This is a genomic window from Pseudomonas uvaldensis (assembly GCF_021271205.1).
Taxonomy (GTDB): domain Bacteria; phylum Pseudomonadota; class Gammaproteobacteria; order Pseudomonadales; family Pseudomonadaceae; genus Aquipseudomonas; species Aquipseudomonas uvaldensis.
The window spans coordinates 109,140-131,025 of the sequence record NZ_JAIWKS010000006.1; the positions used below are offsets into that span (position 1 = coordinate 109,140).

The following is a 21,886-nucleotide window of genomic DNA, read 5'->3' on the forward strand; positions in this document are numbered from 1 at the left end:
AACACGACTTGTGCACAATTCTCTAACGTATTGTTTTTTGGGCGGAACTTAAGCGTTTTTAGTCGGTCTTTAGCTACTTCGGAAGGGCCGCTTTACAGGTAAAGCGGCCCTTTTTTGTGCTCAGGCCGACCTGGCCAGGATCACTCCATCTTCGCTCGCAGCTTCCAGGCGGATCGCGACGAATTTCGACGTCGGTGTGTGGCTGCCATCGCCAATGCTCTCCAGTGGCACCAGCGGATTCACCTCGGGGTAGTAGGCAGCGGCCTGTCCGGCGGGGATATCGAACGCCAGCAGGGTAAAACCCTTGACCCGCCGCTCGTGACCGTCATCCCACAGTGAAACGATGTCAACCTTCTGTCCGGGCTTGAGGCCCAGGCGAACGATATCGGCTTCATTGACGAACAACACGTCACGTTGGCCTTTCACGCCACGATAGCGGTCGTTCAGGCCATAGATAGTGGTGTTGTACTGGTCGTGGGAGCGCATGGACTGCAGGATCAGATCCGGTAGCTGTCCGGTGGCGCGGGTGCGCTCATGTACCAGATCTGCCGGCAGTTTGTTGGGCTTGAAATTGGCGCGGCCCGAAGCGGTATTCCAGCGACGCGCACCGGCGCTGTTGCCCAGATAGAAGCCTCCGGGATTGCGTACCTTCTCGTTGAAATCCTTGAAACCAGGGATGGTGTCGGCGATCAGGTCGCGGATGCGGCTGTAGTCGGCCACCAGCCAGCTCCAATCCACGGGGCGATTGCCCAGCGTGGCGGCGGCGATACCGGCGATGATCCAGGGCTCGGAGCGCATCTGGTTCGACAGCGGTTCCAATTGGCCCATGGACGCATGGACCATGCTGAAAGAGTCTTCCACGGTCACCGCCTGCGCGCCTTCGGCCTGCCGGTCGATGTCGGTACGACCCAGGCACGGCAATATCAATGCCTCTTTGCCGTGGGCCAGATGACTGCGGTTGAGCTTGGTACTGATCTGTACCGTCAGGTCGCAATTGCTCAAGGCCTGGAAGGTGCGGTGACTGTCCGGCGTAGCCTGGGCGAAGTTGCCCCCCAGGCCGATGAACACCTTCGCCCGGCTGGTGGCCATGGCGTGGATCGCCTCGACCACGTTGTGACCGTTCTCGCGCGGCACCTTGAACTGAAAGCGACGTTCCAGCGAATCCAGGAACGCTACCGGTGGGCGTTCGTTGATGCCCATGGTCCGGTCGCCCTGAACGTTGCTGTGGCCACGAACCGGGCACAGGCCCGCACCCGGCCGGCCGATGTTGCCGCGCAGCATCATCAGGTTGGCGATTTCCTGAATGGTTGCCACCGAATGACGATGCTGGGTAATCCCCATGGCCCAGCACATGATCACGCTCTTGCTCCTGGCGTACATGCGGGCCGCTTGCTCGATCTCGGCCAGGGTCAGGCCCGATTGCTCGACGATCTGTTCCCACGGGGTGTCGTCGACCACGGCCAGGTAATCCAGCACGTTGGTGCTGTGCTCATTGAGGAAAACGTGGTCGAACACCGCGGGAGCGCCAGTGTTCTGCGCTTCACGTTCCCATTGCAGCAGGAATTTTGCCATGCCGCGCAATATCGCCATGTCGCCACCCAGGGCCGGGCGGAAAAAGGCGGTGTTGGTCGGTTTGTCGCCGTTGGTCAGCATTTCCAGCGGGTGTTGCGGGTGCTGGAAACGTTCCAGGCCCCGTTCTTTCAGCGGATTGATGCAGACCACCTGCGCCCCGCGCTTTACGGCTTCGCGCAGCGGCTCGAGCATGCGTGGGTGGTTGGTGCCGGGGTTCTGTCCCCAGACGAAAATCGCGTCGGCGTGTTCGAAATCGTCGAACGTCACCGTGCCCTTGCCCACGCCGACGCTCTGGGACAGCGCCACACCGCTGGCCTCGTGGCACATGTTCGAGCAGTCGGGGAAGTTGTTGGTGCCATAGGCGCGCACGAACAGTTGATACAGGTAGGCCGCTTCGTTGCTGGCTCGGCCCGAGGTGTAGAACTCGGCCTCGTTCGGACTGGACAGCCCTTGCAGGTGTTTGCCGATCAGGGCAAACGCCGCGTCCCAACTAATGGGTTTATAACGATCGGTTTCGGCGTCGTAGCTCAATGGTTCGGTCAGCCGCCCCTGGTATTCGAGCCAGTAATCGCTCTGCTCCAGCAGCGAACTCACGCTGTGCCTGGCGAAGAATGCGCTGTCGACACGACGCTTGGTCGCTTCCCAGTTCACGGCCTTGGCGCCGTTTTCGCAGAACTTGACCACGCCACTTTCCGGCGAGTCGCCCCAGGCGCAGCCCGGGCAGTCGAAACCGCCGTTCTGATTGGTCTTGAGCATCATGCGGATGTTTTTCAGCGCATTATCGCTGGTCAGCCAGGCCTGAGCGACGCTGATCAGCGCGCCCCAACCACCGGCCGGGCCCTTGTAGGGTTTGTAGCGTGGTACGGGTTTCTGGTCGGCTTGTTGATGATTGCTCACGCTTGTTTCTCCATCGCAGGGCTGTAGACCCGCGGCGCACTTTTTTGCGGCAGGTGGATGAGGTTGAGGTTGTGTTGGCGAGCCCACTGCACGGCAAGGCCCGTGGGCGAGGACAGGCTGACCAGGGTCTGGATGCCGGCGCGTAGCACCTTCTGGATCAGTTCGAGGCTGCAACGGCTGGTGACGATCGCCAGGCCACCGGCGACCGGAATCCGTTGCCGGACCAACGCACCGATCAGCTTGTCGAGAGCGTTATGCCGGCCGATGTCTTCGCGCCCGAGCAGCAATTGTCCTTGAGCGTCCATGAACAACGCCGCGTGGACTGCGCCACAATGCTGGCCCAGGGGTTGGAACTGGCCAATGCGTTGACGCAGGCCATCGAGCCATTGCGCCGGTGGCAGCGGGGCGCCGGGCAATGCCTTGAGGTTGGGCAGCGCCTGTTCCACCGCTTCTACGCCGCACAAGCCGCAGCCGCTGGTACCGGCCAGTTGGCGGCGTTGTTGCTTGAGGTTCCAGAACGCACGGTTGGCGATGGTCACCTGGGCGTGATGCGCCGACCCCGCACCTGTCAGTTGCAGGTCATAGATGTCCGACGCGTCTTCGATGATGCCGCTGCCCAGGCTGAAGCCGACGATGAAGTCTTCCAGGTCGGTAGGTGTCACCAGCATGACGGCCTGGCTGATGCCGTTATAGGCAATCGCCAACGCCACTTCTTCAGCCAGCGCGGTGCTGTCCGATTGGGAGTGGTCCAGATTGCAGTAGCGATAGCTCTGGCTGGCGGCTGGTCCGGGTGCATCGACCGAAGGTACCTGGCAGACAGGAGGCTTGTCGTTCATGGGCATCACTGAAAGTAGGAATAGTGCTAAGACTAAATGCGGCAATCTGCCACGTCTAATCGCTATTACTGATCTTTCAATAGATGACGTCGATCAAGTTGTTGTCATTGATTTCTGGTAGAGGGCAAAACAAGCTTCGGCCAGCGCCGAGCGTGGCGCGCCGCGACGCATGATGAGCCCCAGCGGGACCAGCGTTTGCGCGCTTTCGATGGGCTGGATGCGCAGGTCTTCGGTCAGCACGTTCAGGCCGCTGTCCAAGGGCATCACCGCGCAGCACAGGCCACCGTGAACCGCTTGTAGCAATTGATGCACGGCGTCGGTTTGCAGCAATGGTTGAGGCGTCAGGCCTCGGCTGTGGAAGTTGTAGTCGATGGACTGACGAAAGTGCATGCCGCTGGTGAGCATTCCCAGGGGCAACTCCATCAGCGCCTGCCAGCTCAGTGGCTGTTCCCCGAAAAAGAAATAACGCTGGTCATAAAGCAGTCCCATGCGGGTGTAGCTGAAAGACAGTGCCTCAAAACGCTCGTTATCCAAACGCTCGAGGTAGGAAATACCCAAGTCTATGCGGTTATTCGCCAGTTGCTCGAGGATCTGCTCGGAGCTCAGGGATGACAGTTCAAAGCGCAGGTTCGGGTGTTCTGCATGCAAGCGCTGCATCATCGTCAACGGGCTGAAGTCCGACAACGGCACCACGCCCAGGCGCAGCGTACCCACCAGGTTGCCGCGACAGGCCGCCGCTTCGGCCTGAAGGCCGTCATAGGCCGCCAGTACCGTGCGCGCCCAGGCTAGCACTCGTTCCCCGGGAGCAGTGAAACCTTCGAAGCGCTGGCCTCGATTGACCAGCGGCAGACCCAGCTCTTCCTCAAGGCTTCGCAGGCGCATTGACAGAGTGGGTTGGGTGATGTGGCAGCGGGCGGCGGCTTGGCCGAAGTGGCGGGTTTCGTCCAGTGCGATGAGAAATTTCAGCTGCTTGATGTCCATCTTCGCTCCAGGGCGCAGGAAGGTTCGGATTCTAGCGCTTGCGAGGCACGGGGTCATTGGTCGGCTGGGGGTCGGGTTCGTTCGGCTTGGTCTAGTCTTTGTGTTTGGACACTCGAAGCAAGGAGAGAATGCGATGAGCCTTTTCAGTTTCTTGAAAGAAGCCGGTGAAAAAATTCTCGATGCGCTGACACCCGATAAGGCACAAGCCAACAGCGAAGCGCTGACCAGGCATGTGCAAGATGCGCTGACAGGTATCGATACCTCGAAGATTCAAGTGAAGCTCGAAGGCGAGAAAGTCATCGCCACGGGTGAGGCCGCGAGCCAGGAAGAGAAGGAAAAAATTCTGCTGGCATTAGGCAACGTCGCCGGCATCAGCGGGGTCGATGATCAGATTACGGTCACAGGTCCGGTCGCTAAGGAAGCCAAGTTTGTCACCGTCGAGAAAGGTGACACATTGAGCGCCATTTCCAAGCGCGTTTACGGCGATGCGAACAAGTACCAGAAAATCTTCGAGGCCAACAAACCGATGCTCAAGCACCCGGACAAGATTTACCCGGGGCAGGAGCTGCGCATCCCGGAATAGATCCCGGGACCGCGTCGCCTTCATCGCGAGCAAGCCCGTCCCAGGGTTTTTGGGCGTCCAGGGGAGCGAGCCTGCTCGCGACAGAGCGACATCGTTCTAAAGCCCTGCGATCAAATCACGGTAATCCCCCAGCGCCTCGAACTCCCCCGTATCCTTCGGCCCTTTGCGGCTGTCCGGTTCACTGACCGCCAGCAGATGCGCCACGCCGAAATCCCTGGCGCTGCGCAGTACCGGCAAGGTGTCGTCGATAAACAGGCTGCGGGCCGGGTCGAAGTTCAGGTCGGCGTGCAGCGCGTCCCAGAATTGCGGGTTTTCCTTGGGAAACCCGTAATCGTGTGAACTGATCAAGCGCTCGAAATAAGGCGCCAGTTCGATGCGTTCCAGCTTCAGGGATAACGAATCGCGGTGGGCGTTGGTGATCATCACCACGCGTTTACCGGCTCGTTGGATTGCCGCCAGAAATGTATCGGCATCCGGGCGCAAGGCGATCAGGTGCGCGGTTTCCAGTTTCAGCTCACGCACCGGCAGCTTCAGCTCGGTGCTCCAGAAATCCAGGCAGTACCATTGCAATTGCCCGGCGTTGCGCTCGAACAGCGGTTGCAGCTCCATTTCGGCCATGGCCCGGCTCACACCGTGTAGCTCGGCGTAGCGCTGAGGCAGGTGTTCCATCCAGAAATGATTGTCGTAATGCAGGTCCAGCAGGGTGCCGTCCATGTCCAGCAGAACCGTATCGATCTCGTGCCAGGGCAACAAGGCCATAAAACTTCTCCAGCGGTAATCGGATATCCGACACAAACAATCAGAATAGGCCGGGTATAGTAGCTCGCTATCGCCCAGGGAGCCGTTTATGCGCCAGAAGCCCACCATACTCGATCGACGGATCGTCGCCACCAGCCGCCTGTTTTGCGTGGAAGAATTGAAACTGCGTTTTTCCAATGGTGTGGAACGCACCTATGAGCGTTTGGCGGGCAAGGGCACGGGGTACGGGGCGGTAATGATCGTGGCGATGCTCGATACAGAGCATGCGGTGTTGGTGGAAGAGTATTGCGGCGGTACCGATGCCTATGAATTGTCCCTGCCAAAGGGGCTCATCGAACCCGGGGAAGATGTGCTGGCGGCAGCTGAGCGGGAGCTCAAGGAGGAGGCCGGGTTCGGCGCACGGCAATTGGAACACCTGACCGAACTGTCCCTCTCGCCCGGTTACATGAGCCAGAAGATTCAGGTCGTGCTGGCAACCGATTTGTACGAAGAGCGGCTGGAGGGCGACGAGCCAGAGCCGATGCGCGTAGACAAAGTCAATCTGCGCGAACTGTCGGCCCTGGCGCAAAACCCCCAATTCACCGAGGGCCGCGCCCTGGCGGCGCTGTATCTGGCGCGTGACCTGCTGACCCAGCGAGGAGCATTCCTGGCATGAACTACCCCCACCCTTTGATGGCCCCTGTAGTCGAGCTGGCGCTGAAGGCCGGTGAGGCGATTCTGCCGTTCTGGCGGGCCAACGTGCAGGTCGATCACAAGGCCGACGAGTCGCCGGTTACCGCGGCGGACATGGCCGCTCACGATGTCATCGTGGCCGGGCTGAAGGCGCTGGCTCCCGAGATCCCGATCCTCTCCGAAGAGGATGCCGATATTGCCCAGGGCCTGCGTGCAGGTTGGCAACGCTGGTGGCTGGTGGACCCGTTGGACGGGACCAAGGAGTTCATTTCCGGCAGCGAGGAATTCACCGTCAATATCGCCCTGGTCGATCAGGGGCGCGTGGTGTTTGGCGTGGTGTCCATGCCTACCACGGGCCGCTTCTATGTTGGCGGCGCCGGGCTTGGAGCGTGGCGTGGCGACAAGGGGAGCGAGCCGTTATCGATCGGTGTGCGCACTACGCTGGCGCCAGGCGAGACGTTCACGGTGGTGGCCAGCCGTCGACACACCAGTGCGGAACAGGAGCGCCTGTTGAGCGGCTTGAGCGAGAGCCTGGGGCAATTGCAACTGACCAATATCGGCAGTTCGTTGAAATTCTGCCTGGTGGCTGAGGGAGCGGCGGATTGTTACCCACGGTTAGCGCCCACTTCCCAGTGGGATACGGCCGCCGCCCAAGGTGTGCTCGAGGGCGCCGGTGGCGAGGTGCTGGATCTGAGTGGTGAACCGTTCTGTTATCCAGCCCGTGAATCGCTGTTGAATGAATCGTTCCTGGCGTTGCCGGCGAGAGCAGCGTGGCGTGGGAAGCTATTGGCGCTGGCTTGCTCTTGAACCGATCCTGTGGCGAGGTATTCAGCGGTGGAGCACATACTGCCCCTCGAATCGAACCGCCGCTTCATCGCTGGCATCATTCAACACCTGCGTCTGTAAAGTCAGCCGCGCCCGTCCATAACGCCGGTAAGTGCCCAAAAAGCGTTTCCAGACCTGTTCATCAGGCGCGTCGCAGACGACGGTCGCGTCGCCGGTGACCGGCAGCGGATAGCTGATCTGTCCTTCCTGAATCACGATATGTCCATCCTCGATGCCGTCTTCGCGCAGGGCCAGGTGCAACCAGCCCCAGCCGCCCAGTACCGCGCCGCAATACAGGCTGCCGCCGAACATGGTGCTCTTGTGGTTGACGTTGGCCGCAAGTGGCAGGAACAGGCGAAGTTGCCGGGCGTGCCAATCGAGCACCTTGAGACCCATGTCCCGGGTCAATGGGATGTCGTGGTGCAGAATCGATTCCAGGTAACGACTGTCGCGGTTCATTGCAGGCCTCTTGCGTGAAAGAAGGAGGACGATGACTCAATCGGACTCATCGGCCGCGCCCTGACTGCTGTCGCCGAAGGTCAGGCCATGTTTGCGCAGCTTATCGTGCAAGGTCTTGCGCGGAATGCCCAAGGCTTCGGCGAGACTGCGCACCGAGCCGTGGGGACGAGCCAGTTCGGCGGCGATCAGGGTTTTCTCGAAGTTTTCCACCTGCTCGCTCAGGCCGCCGTTGACGATCGCCACGGGCGTGCCCGGGGCGCCGTCCGGCGCACTGTTGTCCAGAGCCAGTTCCAGGCCCAGGGCAAAGCGCTCGGCGGCGTTTTGCAGTTCCCGAACGTTGCCCGGCCAACTGTGGCGCAGCAACAGTGCCCGTTGCGCCGGTTGCAGTTCATGAGGTGGCAGGCCGTGGCGGGCACTGGCTTCGTCGGCGAAGTGCTGGAACAGCATCAGTGCATCCTCGCCTCGCTCGCGCAACGGCGGTATGCGCAGCGGCGCGACATTCAGGCGGTAATACAGGTCGGCACGAAAGCGGCCTTGATCGGCGGCCTGACGCAGGTCTTCCTTGGTGGCGGCAATGACGCGTATATCCAGCGGGATCTGTTGATTGCCTCCCAATCGCTCCACCACCCGTTCCTGCAACAGGCGCAGCAGCTTGACCTGTACATCCAGGCTCATGCTTTCGATTTCATCGAGAAACAGCGTGCCGCCATTGGCGAACTCGAACTTGCCGATGCGGCGTTTTTGCGCACCGGTGAAAGCGCCCGGTTCGTGGCCGAACAGCTCGCTTTCCACCACCGATTCGGCCAGGGCCCCGGCGTTGATCGCCACGAATGGGCCGTTGCGTCGACTCGAGAGGTCATGCAGCGCACGGGCGACCACTTCCTTGCCGGCCCCGGTTTCACCCAGGATCAAAACGTCGGCGCGGGTCGCCGCCAGTGCGCCGATCTGCTCGCGAAGGCGCAGCATCGGCACCGACTGGCCGACCAGCCGGGCACTGAGCTCCTGACGGTCGCTGAGGGCCAGGCGCAGGCTGCGGTTGTCCAGTACCAATCGACGCAGGGCCAGGGCCCGGCGCACGCTGTCGAGCAGGTGATCGCTGGCGAAGGGTTTTTCCAGAAAATCGTAGGCACCGGCGCGCATGGCCTGGACCGCTAGCGGCACATCGCCGTGGCCGGTAATCAACAGTACCGGCAGCTCCGAATCCTGGGCGTGGAGCTGGCTCAGCAGTTCGAGGCCGTCGATGCCCGGCATGCGGATGTCGCTGACCACCACGCCCGGCCAGTCACGTGGCAGCTGTTGCGCAAGATTCCTGGCCTCGGGCAGAGGCAGGACTTTCAGGCCGGCCAGGTCGAGGGTCTGGCTCAGCGCCTGGCGCAGATGGGGATCGTCATCGATCAACACCACCTCAATCCGGTTATCGATGGTCATACGCTACGGTCCTCGGACGGTTGCAGGCTCACTCCGGGCGCGCCGGCGCGCAGCTTGAGGGTGATCAGGGCGCCGCCCTCCTTGTGGTTGGCGAACGACAGTTCGCCGCCGAAGGCGCGCATCAGGGTTTCGCAGATTGCCAGCCCCAGGCCGAGCCCCTGGGTACGGGTCTTGGTGGTGTAGAAGGGTTCGCTGGCGCGGCCCAGGGCTTCCATGCAAAAGCCTGGGCCGTTATCGCGGATATACAGGATGACGCCGGTTTCGGTGGCCTGGGCACTGAGCCAGAGCTTACGCGGCGGACCTTTTTCGGTCAGGGCGTCGAGCGCGTTGGCCAGCAGGTTGCCCAGTACCTGGCGCAAGCGGGTTTCACCGGCTTCGACCCACAGCGTGGCGGCCGGAAGGTCACGGATCAGCTCTACCTCCATGGTGCGCCGGCGTTTGGCAAGCAGCGCCAGGGCGTCGTCGAGCGCCGGCTGCAGGGCGACGCTTTCCGGGGCATGGCGGTCGCGGCGGGCAAAGGCACGCAGGTGGGCGATGATCGAGGCCATGCGCCCGGTCAGCTCGCTGATCTGCTTGAGATTGCCGCGGGCATCCTCGGTACGCTGGTGGTCGAGGAGGATCTCAGCGTTTTCGGCATAGCTTCGAATCGCTGCCAGCGGCTGGTTGAGTTCATGGCTGATGCTGGCCGACATGGTGCCCAGGGCAGAGAGTTTGCCGGCCTGTACCAGGTCGTCCTGGGCGCGGACCAGTTCCTGCTGTGCGTGCTCGCGCTCCAGCACTTCTTGTCTCAGCCGCCGGTTCAGTCCTTCCAGGTCGCTGGTGCGTTCGGCCACGCGGCCCTCCAGCTCATGACGTGCCTTGGCTTCGAACGCGATCCGATCCAGGTAATGACGCCTGCGCTGCATCATCAAACCGAGCAACGACATCAGCACCAATAGTGCCGCGCCGCCGGTGGCGACCACGGTGCGCACCGGGCGGTCGATCAGTGTGCGCGGCGCCAGAATGCTCACACTCCAGCCTGTCTCGTCGATAGACTGGGTTTGTGTCAGCCAGGCGTTGGCATCCAGGTTCAATGGCTGGGGATCTCGGGTCGGGTAAGGCTGCACGGCGCTGATGGCGATGCGTTCCTGATCGTTCAAGGGACGGGTCGCGCGGAATCGCCATTCCTGCCGTGAAGTCAGGATGACCACGCCGTTGTGGTCGGTGACCAACAGTTGCTCCGGCGTCTTGCCCCACAGGCTTTCGGTGTGGTCCAGATCGACCTTGACCACCAGTACGCCGATGACTTTTTCATGGTCGCGCACCGCGGCGGCAAAAAAGTAACCCCGCTTGCCCGACGTGGTGCCCAGGCCGAAGAAGCGGCCCAGGCGGCCGGCCATGGCTTCGATGAAATACGGCCGGAAGGAGAAATTGCGCCCGACGAAGCTGTCGTGCTTGTCCCAGTTCGACGCCGCCAGGGTCTTGCCGGTAGGATCCATCAGATACATCACTTCTGCGCCGCTCTGGCCAGAGATGTTCTTGAGCAACCGATTGGCGTTGCTTTGGGTCACGCTATCGTCTGGAGCCGATAACGCCGCGCGCAGGGCGGGTAGATCACCGAGAATCTGCGGCAGCACTTCATAGCGATGCAGGGTGCCCAGCAGGTTGGCCACATAGAGATCCAGGGTCTGGCGGTTCTGTCCGGCCAGTTCGCTGCGGTAATACCGTTCGGCCAGATGTTCCAGCGGCCATAGCAAGGGTGCCAGGCACAGCGCCAACAGGGCCAGGCTGCGCCAACGGGGTCTGCGGGGAAGAGTGGAATTCATAAACGTGCGCCTGTAGGAACAGGTGCATTATGCCCGGGCTTGTACGAAAAATACCCGCATGCGACGTACAAAGCCTAGGTTTGTCCGGCGAGGCACTGGTGCAGTGCAATTCGCCAGTTCGGTTGACTCACTTTCCATTCCTGGAGCAGGCGTGTGCAATCGAGCCGTGAGTTCAGCGGACGATGGGCCGGCGTCGGATAGGCACTGGAGGGAATGGGGTCGATCACGGCACAAGGCTTTTGCTGCTCGACCAGATGTTCGCCGATGGCCTGGGCGAAGCCGTACCAGGAGGTTTCGCCCCTGGCCGTCAGATGGTAAGTGCCCCAGGCCCCAGGCTGCCCGACCCGCCAGCGTTCGATGAGCTTTGCGGTGCTTTCGGCGATGGTGGCGGCCCAGGTCGGCGCTCCGACCTGGTCGGCCACCACCTGCAGATTTGGTTTTTCCTGCAGCAAGCGCTGCATGGTCAATAGAAAGTTGCGGCCGTGGGTGGAATACACCCAGCTGGTGCGCAGTATCAGGTGCTGACCTGCTGCTCGACGGATGGCTTCTTCACCGGCCAGCTTGCTGCGCCCATAGACACTCAAGGGATTGGGGATGTCCTCCTCGGTGTATGGCTCGCGCTTGTGACCATCGAAGACATAATCGGTGGAGTAATGGATCAACGGGACGCCCAGGGTGACCGCTGTTTCAGCCAGGATCCCAGGGGCGGTGGCGTTGATGGCAAACGCCAGCTCCGGCTCGCTCTCGGCCCGGTCGACGGCCGTATGGGCCGCGGCATTGATGATCAGGTCCGGTCCCAGGAGGGGGATGGCGGAGCGCAGGTCATCCGGGCGTGTGAGGTCGAGCTGGCCACTGCCGCGCACGATCAGCTCAGCGGTGTCCGCCAGGCGCGATTGAAGCGCCTGGGCCAGTTGGCCGTTTTGGCCAATGATCAAGATGCGCAGGGAGGCTTTCATGGAAACAGATCGGCCTCGTTCAGGAATTTTCCGTTCTGGTCTTTGGGCGACAGGGTCGGGGTGCCCTGCAGTTCCCAGTCGATGGCCAGTTGCGGGTCGTCCCAGCGAATACAGCGTTCGGCCGACGGGGCATAGTAGTCAGTGGTCTTGTAGAGAAAATCCGCCGATTCGCTCAGTACGACGAAACCGTGGGCAAACCCTGGCGGAATCCACAATTGCCGTTGGTTCAGCGCTGACAGACGTACGCTGGCCCATTGGCCGAAAGTGGGCGAATGGCGCCGAATATCCACCGCGACGTCCAGCACTTCACCTGCGGTGACCCGCACGAGTTTCCCCTGGGGCTGTTCGATTTGATAATGCAGGCCGCGCAGCACGCCCCGGCTTGATCGCGAATGGTTGTCCTGGACGAACTGCAGGGTGCAGCCTGTGGCATCGGCAAACGCTCGGGCATTGAAGCTCTCGTAAAAGAAGCCGCGATCATCACCGAAGACTTTCGGCTCGATGATCAGCACTTGCGATAATCGCGTGGCGATGACGTTCAACGTGACTCTCCGGCGATTTTGAACAGATATTGGCCATAGCCGGTCTTGCCGAAATATTCGGCGCGCTCAAGGAGATGCTCACGGCTGATCCAGCCCTGTTGATAGGCAATCTCTTCCAGGCACGCTACCTTCAGGCCCTGACGATGCTCGATGGTCTGTACGTACTGCGAGGCTTCCAACAAGCTGTCGTGGGTGCCGGTATCCAGCCAGGCGAAACCCCGGCCGAAACGCTCGACGTGCAGGTCACCGCGTTGCAGATAGGCGTTGTTGACGTCGGTGATTTCAAGCTCGCCTCGTTTGGAGGGTTTGATGCCCTTGGCAATCCGGATCACGTCGTTGTCGTAGAAATACAGGCCGGTCACCGCGTAGCTGGATTTAGGCGTGGTCGGTTTTTCTTCGATGGAAATGGCATGGCCTTCGGCGTCGAAGTCGATCACGCCAAAACGCTCGGGGTCCTTGACCCAATAGCCGAATACGGTCGCGCCACGTGGTCGATTGACGGCGGTTTGCAACTGTTCGCTGAAACGCTGGCCGTGAAAGATGTTATCGCCCAGGATCAGGCACACCGGGTCGTTGCCAATGAATTGTTCACCGATCAGGAACGCCTGGGCGAGCCCGTCCGGCGAAGGTTGCTCGGCATAACTGAACTGCACGCCGAACTGGCTGCCGTCGCCGAGCAGGTTTCGGTATTGCGGCAGGTCCTGCGGCGTGGAAATCACCAGGATCTCCTTTATGCCGGCCAGCATCAGCACCGAGATCGGATAGTAGATCATCGGTTTGTCATAGATCGGCAGGAGCTGCTTGGAAACGCCCAGGGTGATGGGGTGCAGTCGAGTGCCGGAACCGCCCGCCAGAATAATGCCCTTCATCATGCAATCGACTCCTTGCCGTCGAGCGAGCCCAGGCGCTCGCCCTGGTAGCTGCCGTCCTGGACACGTCGGCACCACATCAGGTTTTCAAGGTACCACTGCACGGTTTTACGCAGGCCGGTGGCAAAGGTTTCCTGTGGCGTCCAGCCCAGTTCCCGTTCGATCTTGCTGGCATCGATTGCGTAGCGCAGGTCGTGACCGGGGCGATCCTTGACGAAGGTGATGAGATCGGCATACCGCTCGACGCCTTCGGGCTTGTGTGGCGCAAGTTCTTCCAGCAGCGCGCAGATGTTGCGTACCACATCGATGTTTTTCTGTTCGTTGTGGCCGCCGATGTTGTAGGTCTCGCCGACGCTTCCTTCGGTCACGACCTTCAGCAGCGCCCTGGCATGATCTTCGACGTACAACCAGTCCCGTACCTGTTGTCCATCGCCATACACCGGCAGGGGCTTGCCCGACAGCGCGTTGAGGATCACCAGCGGGATCAGCTTTTCGGGGAAGTGAAACGGGCCATAGTTGTTCGAGCAATTGGTCAGCAGCACAGGCAAACCGTAGGTGCGCTGCCACGCCCGGACCAAATGGTCAGACGCCGCTTTGCTGGCCGAATAGGGCGAGCTGGGGGCATAGGCAGTGGTTTCGGTGAACAGATCGTCCACGCCATGCAGGTCGCCATAGACTTCGTCGGTGGAAATATGATGGAACCGAAATATGCGCTTGCGGGGTTCGGGGAGGGCCTGCCAATAGGCGCGGGTCGCTTCCAGCAGGCTGTAGGTGCCTACGATGTTGGTCTGGATGAAGTCCGCCGGGCCATCGATGGAGCGATCCACGTGGGACTCGGCTGCCAGGTGCATGATTGCGTCAGGCTTGAACCGCTCAAGCACTGCGCTGACAGTCGGTTGATCGACGATATCGGCCTGTACGAATTCATAGCGACTGTCATGATCGATACTGCTCAGCGATTCGAGGTTGCCGGCGTATGTCAGCTTGTCGAGGTTCAGGACGTGATGTCCCGTATCGTGGATCAAATACCGTATAAGGGCCGAGCCGATGAAGCCGGCACCGCCAGTGATGAGAATGCGCATCCGGTTAAGCCTTTTCCATGAGGCGACAAAGCATGGAGCATAGCTTGTCGAGGTGACGTAGGCGATGCCAGCCGGATGATTCGAGTGGTTTCCTTGAGCAGTGGAATCTCTGGAGCCGGTCGGTGCGGCATGTTGTTTGCGCACAGGGGTTGCTTATCCCCTGACTCAATGGCGAGATAGGCATTCAACAAACCACCCCAGGGGTCGTTCTATGCCACTCGCCACGTTGGTTCACCGTGCCAGTTTGCCAAGCCCACAGCTCAGCGCCGATCAGGCGGTGGTGCTGCTGCGCTCGAATTACGGACTCAGCGGTGACCTGCGACCCCTTGGCAGTCAGCAGGACCTCAATTTCCGCGTCGACAGCGAACGCGGGCGATTTGTACTGAAGATTTGTCATGGCGACTATGCCATTCAGGAGTTGCAGGCTCAGCATGCAGCCCTCAAGCAACTGGCCGGACACGGTGCCGTGAAGGTGCCGCAGGTCATTGCCGCCAGCAACAGCCAGGATCTGTTGACGCTCGATGTGGACGGGCAGGCGGTGCATGTCCGGTTACTGGAGTACATTGACGGTCAACCACTGACCCGGCTCAAACACCTCGGGCCTGAGTTGGTAAGCGGCCTGGGGCGCTTGTGTGCGCAAATCGACCTGGCCCTGGCCTCGTTCGACCATCCCGGCCTGGAGCGTACCCTGCAATGGGACCCTCGCCATGCCAGCGCCTTGATCGAGCATTTGTTGCCCGTCATCCCGGATGAGCAACGGCGCAGTCTCGTCGCCGAGGTCGCGCAACAGGCCGAGCGACGCTTGCATCCGCTCAAGGCCCGCCTGCCGGTGCAGGCGATACACATGGACCTCACCGATGACAACGTGGTCTGGCAACGTGATGCCCAGCGCCAATGGCAGGTTCAGGGGGTCATCGATTTCGGCGATCTGATCCGTACCTGGCGCATCACTGACCTGTCCGTGACTTGCGCGGCGTTGCTGCATCACGCTGATGGCGATCCATTCTTCATTCTGCCGGCGGTCCAGGCTTATCACGCGGCCAATCCCCTGCAGCATGAGGAACTGTTGGCACTTTGGCCATTAATCGTGGCGCGTGCGGCTGTGTTGGTGCTCAGTGGTGAACAACAGGCCGCCGTCGATCCGGATAATGTCTACAGTCGCGATAACCTGGAACATGAATGGGAGATCTTCCGGGTTGCTCATTCGGTGCCGTTCGAGCTGATGGAGGCGGCGATCCTGGCTGCCGTTGGCCACAGTTTGCCCCCGGTTGCCAGCGAGGGCTTCGCGCCGCTGTTGCCGACCCTGGTGGGCCGTGAGTTTGCCTTGATCGATCTGGGTGTACTGAGCCCGCACTTCGAGGCCGGGAACTGGGAGGCTCCAGGTATCGACCGACGCCTGCTGAGCGAGGCCGCCACCGTCCATGGGCTGGCCGCCAGCCGTTACGGACAATACCGGTTGTCCCGCACCCGGCCGGACAGTGCTGTGGAACCGGATACCTTTGCGTTGCATGTGGAACTGCATATACCCCAGGGCACGCCGCTGGAATCGCCGTTCGCCGGGGTGGTTCACAAGACCGTCGACGGCATGTTGCAACTGGACAGCGCCCAATTGAGCGTGCGGCTCTGGGGCGTGTCGTCGCCGTTGCATTCGGGCGCCGCCCTGGTGAAGGGGCAGGTGCTGGGTGAAGCGACCGGCCCGTTGCTGGTCCAGTTGTGCCGAGGCGCGCAACTCAATCCGCCGCTTTTTTGCACGCCATCCCGGGCCGCGGCCTGGCAGGCATTGTGCCCGTCGCCCTCGGTGTTGCTGGGGCTGGCGTGCGATGCCGAGGCAGAAGTGGACGCCAAGACGCTGCTGGCCCGTCGCGACGCGAGCTTTGCCCGGACGCAGAAGCACTACTACGTCGATCCACCGCGCATCGAGCGTGGCTGGCGCAACCATCTGATCGACATGCAGGGGCGCTCCTATCTCGACATGCTCAACAACGTCGCGGTACTGGGACATGGCCACCCGCGCATGGCGGCGGTGGCCGCCCGGCAATGGTCGCTGCTCAATACCAACTCGCGTTTTCACTATGCATCGGTCACCGAATTCTCCGAACGCTTGCTAGCGCTGGCGCCGCCGGGCATGGACCGGGTGTTCCTGGTCAACAGCGGCACGGAGGCCAATGACCTGGCGATCCGTCTGGCCTGGGCCTACAGCGGTGGTCGGGACATGCTCAGTGTGTTGGAGGCCTACCATGGCTGGTCGGTTGCGGCCGATGCGGTATCGACATCCATCGCCGATAATCCCAAGGCGCTGAGCAGCCGTCCGGACTGGGTGCACCCGGTCACCGCGCCCAACACCTATCGCGGTGAGTTCCGCGGTCCGGACACCACGCCGGACTACGTGCGTAGCGTCGAGCACAACCTGGCCCGGATCGCCGAGCAGAAGCGTCAATTGGCGGGGTTCATCTGCGAGCCGGTGTACGGCAATGCCGGCGGCATCGCGCTGCCCCCTGGCTATCTAAAACAGGTCTACGCCCTGGTACGCGAACGGGGTGGCGTGTGCATCGCCGACGAGGTACAGGTCGGCTACGGGCGCATGGGCGAGTTTTTCTGGGGCTTCGAAGAGCAGGGCGTAGTGCCGGACATCATCACCATGGCCAAGGGCATGGGCAACGGCCAGCCCTTGGGTGCGGTGATCACCCGGCGGGAAATCGCCGAGGCGCTGGAGGCGGAAGGATATTTCTTCTCGTCAGCCGGTGGCAGCCCGGTGAGTTGCCAGATAGGCATCGCCGTGCTGGACGTCATGGAGGAAGAAAAACTCTGGGAAAACGCCCGGATGGTGGGCCGCCATTTCAAGGCACGGCTGCAAGCCTTGATCGACCGGCATCCCTTGGTGGGCGCTGTGCATGGCTCGGGGTTTTACCTGGGGCTGGAGCTGATCCGCAATCGCGACACCCTGGAGCCGGCCACCGAAGAAACCGCGGCATTGTGCGATCGCCTGCGGGAGCTGGGTATCTTCATGCAACCGACCGGTGACTACCTGAACATCCTCAAGATCAAGCCTCCGATGGTCACCACGCGCCAGAGCGTGGATTTCTTCGTCGATACACTGTCGAAAGTGCTGGACGAAGATCTATGACCGTTCAACAGGGCTGACGCCCGCACCAGGGCTTGCCCGTGACGGCAGCGGACTGATCGATCTTCAGGATCGACGGTCCATTGCCTGCGCGGGCAAGCCCGCTCCCCGAACAATCAAGCTCTTAAGTCGATATTTGTCGATTTAAGTCTGCGGATATAGGTCTCAATTAAAATAATATGCTTCTAAAGCCGATTTTTATCGGCTATAAAGTCTCCCGTGAATCGGTGCCTCTGCTCGCGCCTGGGTTCACTCTTCCATCATCGATCGAAGCCAGACTCGGCCCTGCCTGCCACCAGGAGATGATTCATGAGTCGTATCGTTACCGTTGCCGCCACTCAGATGGCCTGTACCTGGGACCTCGAAGCCAATATCGAAAACGCCGAGAGGCTGGTACGTGAAGCTGCGACCAAAGGTGCCCAGATCATTCTGATCCAGGAACTGTTCGAGACTCCCTACTTTTGCCAGAAGCCGAACCCGGACTATTTGCAACTGGCGACCACGGTGGAAGAGAACGTCGCCATCAGGCATTTCCAGAAGTTGGCGAAGGAGTTGCAGGTCGTGCTGCCCATCAGCTTTTTCGAGCTGGCCGGACGGGCACGCTTTAACAGCATCGCGATCATCGATGCTGACGGTCGGAACCTGGGTATCTACCGCAAGAGCCACATCCCGGACGGCCCTGGCTATCATGAGAAGTATTATTTCAACCCAGGCGATACCGGCTTCAAAGTGTGGAACACCCGTTACGCCAGGATCGGCGTGGGGATCTGCTGGGACCAATGGTTCCCCGAGTGCGCCCGCAGCATGGCGCTGCTGGGTGCGCAAATCCTGTTTTATCCGACAGCCATCGGCAGTGAGCCCCACGATGCCACTATCTCGTCCCGCGACCATTGGCAGCGGGTGCAACAAGGCCATGCCGGCGCCAACCTGATGCCGCTGGTGGCCAGCAATCGTATCGGCAACGAAGAGCAGGATGGCTATGACATCACCTTTTACGGCTCGTCATTCATCGCCAATCAGTTCGGTGAGAAGGTTCAGGAACTGAGCGAAACCGAGGAGGGTGTGCTGGTGCACAGCTTTGACCTCGACGAGCTGGAACACATTCGCAGTGCCTGGGGCACTTTCCGGGATCGCCGGCCGAACCTGTACGGTCCGATCAAAACCCTCGACGGCTCACTGGAGTCCTGATTCATGACAACTTCGCATAGCACGCCCCGCACGGATGGTTTCCATATGCCCGCCGAATGGGCGACCCAGACGCAGGTCTGGATGATCTGGCCCGAACGTCCGGACAATTGGCGCCTGGGTGGCAAGCCTGCGCAGGCTGCTCACGTCGCGGTGGCCAAGGCCATCGCCCGTTTCGAACCGGTCACCGTGGCGGTGTCTGCGGCTCAGTACGAAAATGCCCGGGCGCGCCTCGATGTGCCGAATATCCGTGTGGTGGAAATGTCCAGCGACGACGCCTGGGTCCGGGATACCGGCCCGACGTTCGTCATCAATGACAACGGCGAAGTACGCGGCGTCGACTGGGACTTCAACGCCTGGGGTGGTTTCGACGGTGGCCTGTATTCGCCGTGGAACCGGGACTCGCAAGTGGCCAGCAAGATCCTGGAGATCGAGCGCAGCCCGCGTTATCGCACCGAGGGTTTCGTGCTGGAAGGCGGTTCGATCCACGTCGATGGCGAAGGCACCCTGATCACCACCGAGGAGTGCCTGCTTAATCGCAATCGCAACCCGCACTTGAGCCGCGAGGAGATCGAGGCGGTACTCAGTGCGCAACTGGCGGTGAATAAGATCATCTGGTTGCCCGACGGCCTGTTCAACGACGAAACCGACGGCCATGTGGATAACTTCTGCTGCTACGTGCGTCCGGGTGAAGTCTTGCTCGCCTGGACCGATGATGAGAAGGATCCGAACCATGCCCGTTGCCATGCGGCCATGAAGGTGCTCGAAAACAGCACCGATGCCAAGGGGCGCCCGTTCATAGTGCACAAGATGCCGATTCCGGGGCCGCTCTATGCCACCGAAGAAGAGTGCGCCGGCGTGGATGCGGCGGAAGGCTCCCAGGAACGCAATCCGACGGTGCGACTGGCCGGTTCCTACGTAAACTTCCTGATCGTCAACGGCGGCATCATCGCGCCGAGCTTTGACGACCCTATGGACGCCAGGGCAAAAGAGATCCTGCAGAATCTGTTTACAGAGCACGAAGTGGTCATGGTTCCGGGTCGGGAGTTGTTACTGGGGGGCGGGAATATCCATTGCCTTACTCAACAGCAACCGGCGCCACACACAAAATGAGTGGCGATGTAACAGCTGGGTGATATTCACCTCGCCGGCGCTGCGCCGAGGTTTTTGGATCCATTCCAGCGAGCCCGCGTCCCTATTGGGGGTGCGGGCTTTTTTGTGTCCTGGTGTCGCGGGCGCCGATAGATTGGCATAGCTCTTGTATCTGCACACCGGCAGTTCTGGGGAGCGGAGCTGAGTTGTTTTGTCATAAACCTTGGATAGATTAGCCGCTCATCAACCAGGAGAGGGCGCTGGAATGAATATGATAGGCGAGAGCGCATGCCATCCCTTGGCCGTTAATGGTGAGTCGCTTCAAGTCTTGGCGCAGTGGTTGAAGTCCAATGGAACGCGTCAGATCAGAGAGCCTGATCCGCGTCGGATGATCATGGAGCGCTACCCCGCTGGCCTGTTCAGCGAGGCGGAGCTGGAGGCGTTGTGGGATGTGATGCAAGGATAGGAATTCGACGGATTGATAAGAAGCGCTGGCCGGCATGGCAGCGCTTTTTTTTATGCCGGGTGTCGGGAGCTGCTTTCGCTGATTGGTTGAAACATGCCTTGACGACGCAGGCATCGACCGACGCGTCAGTGGCCTGCGGTCCGGATGGCTGTTCCAGTTAACGTGTTCTTATACTTTTTTTGCCTGATTAAAGACGATTAACGAAATTGACACATTGTTGAGGGCGCGAATAGGATTCGCCCACGCCTGTGGCTAACAGCCATGATTCTTAAATAATAAAAAGGCCCGACACGATCACTCGTGGGCGGGCCTTTTCATTATTTTCCAGGAGCAAGAGTCCGAAAAAAGAGCGCAACAAGCGCCGTTTCGGTTGTCGGTTGCAGTGCGTATCAACCCGCACAAGGAAAATAAATATGTTGAACAAGCGCATCAGTTTGATCGCACTGGGGATTTTGAGCACCACTCACGCCATGGCCAACGACCAGGCAGAGTCCAAGGGTTTCGTTGAGGACAGCAGCCTGAAAGTGCTGTTGCGCAACGCCTACATCAATCGCGACTACAAGGACGGCAACCGGGACAAGGCCGAATGGGGCCAAGGTGTAATTGGTACGTTCTCGTCTGGTTTCACCCAAGGCACCGTGGGGGTGGGCGTGGATGCCTTCGGCCTGTACGCGCTGCGCCTGGACGGCGGCAAAGGTCGCAGCGGTGCGCAAGGCATCGACTTCTTCAAACAAGGTGACAGCGGCAACGCGGCGGATGACCTGTCCAAGTTCGGTGCTGCGGTGAAATTCCGTGTTTCCAATACCGTGCTGGCCTATGGCGACCAGATGCCGGCCCTCCCGGTGTTGAGCTACGACAACTCACGCCTGCTGCCGGAAAGCTATACCGGTACGCTGATCACTTCCAAGGAGATCAAGGGTCTGGAACTGAATGCCGGACGTTTCACCGCCGAATCGCGCAAGAGCGCCGAAGGCCGTGACAGCGGAGGGCTGAAGTCGATCAACGTGTTGGGCGGCAGCTATCAGTTCACCGAGCAGTTCAAGGCGTCGTTGTATGCGTCGGACGTCGAAGACGTGTTGAAAAAACAGTACGTGAACGCCAACTACGTGTTCCCGCTGGCCAAGGATCAGTCCCTGACCCTGGACTTCAACGGCTATCGCACCCAGTTGGATAACAGCTACGTTCGCGAAAACAACGTCACCGGCGATGACAACAAAATCTGGAGCCTGGCTGCGACATTCGCCACCGGGCCACACAGTTTCACCCTCGCCCATCAGCGCAGCACGGGCGACAGTAACCTGGGCTACGCCTATGGCGGCTATCAGCGTGGACAGAACCGTGTAGGCGATGGTGGCAATACAATCTACCTGGCCAACTCCTACTGGTCGGACTTCAACGCCGAGGACGAGCGTAGTTGGCAGTTGGGCTACGGACTGGATTTCACCACCTTCGGCATACCGGGCCTGACCTACAACGTTGCTTACGTGCGCGGCGATAACATCACCACGTCCACCAGCGAAGGCGGGACCGAGCGCGAAATCTTCAACCAATTCAAGTACGTGGTCCAGAGCGGCCCGGCCAAGGACCTGAGCGTCAGGTTGCGCAGTTCGGTGCTGCGTGTTTCGCAGAAATCCAGTGAATACAACGTCAGTGGTAACGAGCTGCGGGTATTCGTGGATTATCCGATCAACGTCTTCTGATAGCAGGTCGCTTCAGTTGGATTGAAAAGACCCCCGAAGCCGATTCGGGGGTCTTT

19 protein-coding genes are annotated in these 21,886 nt (G+C 60.6%); 8 read left to right on the forward strand and 11 right to left on the reverse strand.

Annotated elements, in window-relative coordinates; translation table 11 throughout:
• Positions 1–120: 120 nt before the first annotated feature.
• From LCU97_RS15345 to LCU97_RS15355, 3 genes are all read right to left on the reverse strand, one after another.
• A complete protein-coding gene (locus LCU97_RS15345; RefSeq protein ID WP_232777073.1) occupies positions 121–2,469 on the reverse strand; it encodes an FdhF/YdeP family oxidoreductase in 2,349 nt (782 codons plus the stop codon).
• Positions 2,466–3,305 carry a formate dehydrogenase accessory sulfurtransferase FdhD gene (gene fdhD / locus LCU97_RS15350; protein ID WP_053147973.1) on the reverse strand — a complete coding sequence of 280 codons (840 nt, stop codon included), beginning with the start codon at positions 3,303–3,305 and terminating at the stop codon, positions 2,466–2,468. The genes LCU97_RS15345 and fdhD overlap by 4 nt, the downstream gene beginning before the upstream one ends.
• Before the next feature lie 93 nt (positions 3,306–3,398).
• Entirely contained in the window at positions 3,399–4,286 is an 888-nt protein-coding gene (locus tag LCU97_RS15355; RefSeq protein ID WP_053147970.1) for a LysR family transcriptional regulator, read from the reverse strand.
• A gap of 133 nt (positions 4,287–4,419) precedes the next feature.
• On the opposite strand from LCU97_RS15355, the gene lysM reads away from it, so the two are divergent.
• Positions 4,420–4,869, forward strand: a complete 450-nt coding sequence (lysM, locus tag LCU97_RS15360) for a peptidoglycan-binding protein LysM (protein WP_232777075.1) — start codon at positions 4,420–4,422, stop codon at positions 4,867–4,869.
• A gap of 96 nt (positions 4,870–4,965) precedes the next feature.
• Here lysM and yrfG read toward each other — a convergent pair whose 3' ends face one another.
• The gene (gene yrfG / locus LCU97_RS15365; RefSeq protein WP_053147967.1) at positions 4,966–5,628 is read right to left on the reverse strand and encodes a GMP/IMP nucleotidase; all 663 of its coding nucleotides are present in this window, start codon (positions 5,626–5,628) and stop codon (positions 4,966–4,968) included.
• 88 nt (positions 5,629–5,716) lie between these two features.
• Between yrfG and nudE the strand changes: the two genes are divergently transcribed.
• On the forward strand, positions 5,717–6,283 hold the full coding sequence (gene nudE, locus LCU97_RS15370; protein WP_053147966.1) for an ADP compounds hydrolase NudE: 567 nt from the start codon (positions 5,717–5,719) through the stop codon (positions 6,281–6,283).
• Complete coding sequence (gene cysQ / locus LCU97_RS15375; RefSeq protein ID WP_053147964.1) at positions 6,280–7,107, forward strand: 3'(2'),5'-bisphosphate nucleotidase CysQ; 828 nt, start codon at positions 6,280–6,282, stop codon at positions 7,105–7,107. Before nudE ends, cysQ begins: the two co-directional genes overlap by 4 nt.
• Positions 7,108–7,128: 21 nt before the next feature.
• On the opposite strand, the gene LCU97_RS15380 is transcribed toward cysQ, so the two are convergent.
• From LCU97_RS15380 to rfbB, 7 genes are all read right to left on the reverse strand, one after another.
• A complete protein-coding gene (locus LCU97_RS15380; RefSeq protein ID WP_232777077.1) occupies positions 7,129–7,584 on the reverse strand; it encodes a thioesterase domain-containing protein in 456 nt (151 codons plus the stop codon).
• 36 nt (positions 7,585–7,620) lie between these two features.
• Complete coding sequence (locus tag LCU97_RS15385; protein ID WP_053147960.1) at positions 7,621–9,012, reverse strand: sigma-54-dependent transcriptional regulator; 1,392 nt, start codon at positions 9,010–9,012, stop codon at positions 7,621–7,623.
• Positions 9,009–10,817, reverse strand: a complete 1,809-nt coding sequence (locus LCU97_RS15390; RefSeq protein WP_232777079.1) for a sensor histidine kinase — start codon at positions 10,815–10,817, stop codon at positions 9,009–9,011. Before LCU97_RS15390 ends, LCU97_RS15385 begins: the two co-directional genes overlap by 4 nt.
• Before the next feature lie 74 nt (positions 10,818–10,891).
• Positions 10,892–11,773, reverse strand: coding sequence for a dTDP-4-dehydrorhamnose reductase (rfbD, locus tag LCU97_RS15395; protein ID WP_232777080.1), 882 nt, complete (start codon positions 11,771–11,773; stop codon positions 10,892–10,894).
• Positions 11,770–12,315: a dTDP-4-dehydrorhamnose 3,5-epimerase gene (rfbC, locus tag LCU97_RS15400; protein WP_053147955.1), complete on the reverse strand. Its 546-nt coding sequence runs from the start codon at positions 12,313–12,315 to the stop codon at positions 11,770–11,772. The genes rfbD and rfbC overlap by 4 nt, the downstream gene beginning before the upstream one ends.
• Positions 12,312–13,187 (reverse strand): glucose-1-phosphate thymidylyltransferase RfbA, encoded by an 876-nt coding sequence (gene rfbA / locus LCU97_RS15405; protein WP_053147954.1) that lies wholly within the window; start codon positions 13,185–13,187, stop codon positions 12,312–12,314. Before rfbA ends, rfbC begins: the two co-directional genes overlap by 4 nt.
• A complete protein-coding gene (gene rfbB, locus LCU97_RS15410) occupies positions 13,184–14,266 on the reverse strand; it encodes a dTDP-glucose 4,6-dehydratase (RefSeq protein WP_232777083.1) in 1,083 nt (360 codons plus the stop codon). The genes rfbA and rfbB overlap by 4 nt, the downstream gene beginning before the upstream one ends.
• Positions 14,267–14,477: 211 nt before the next feature.
• Between rfbB and LCU97_RS15415 the strand changes: the two genes are divergently transcribed.
• From LCU97_RS15415 to LCU97_RS15435, 5 genes are all read left to right on the forward strand, one after another.
• Positions 14,478–17,390, forward strand: coding sequence for an aminotransferase (locus tag LCU97_RS15415; RefSeq protein WP_232777085.1), 2,913 nt, complete (start codon positions 14,478–14,480; stop codon positions 17,388–17,390).
• Between the two features lie 306 nt (positions 17,391–17,696).
• Entirely contained in the window at positions 17,697–18,575 is an 879-nt protein-coding gene (gene aguB, locus LCU97_RS15420; protein WP_053147949.1) for an N-carbamoylputrescine amidase, read from the forward strand.
• Positions 18,576–18,578: 3 nt separating this feature from the next.
• Positions 18,579–19,685, forward strand: coding sequence for an agmatine deiminase (gene aguA / locus LCU97_RS15425; RefSeq protein WP_232777087.1), 1,107 nt, complete (start codon positions 18,579–18,581; stop codon positions 19,683–19,685).
• Between the two features lie 244 nt (positions 19,686–19,929).
• The gene (locus LCU97_RS15430) at positions 19,930–20,130 is read left to right on the forward strand and encodes a hypothetical protein (RefSeq protein WP_053147946.1); all 201 of its coding nucleotides are present in this window, start codon (positions 19,930–19,932) and stop codon (positions 20,128–20,130) included.
• A gap of 413 nt (positions 20,131–20,543) precedes the next feature.
• Positions 20,544–21,830: an OprD family porin gene (locus tag LCU97_RS15435; protein WP_053147944.1), complete on the forward strand. Its 1,287-nt coding sequence runs from the start codon at positions 20,544–20,546 to the stop codon at positions 21,828–21,830.
• Positions 21,831–21,886: the final 56 nt, after the last annotated feature.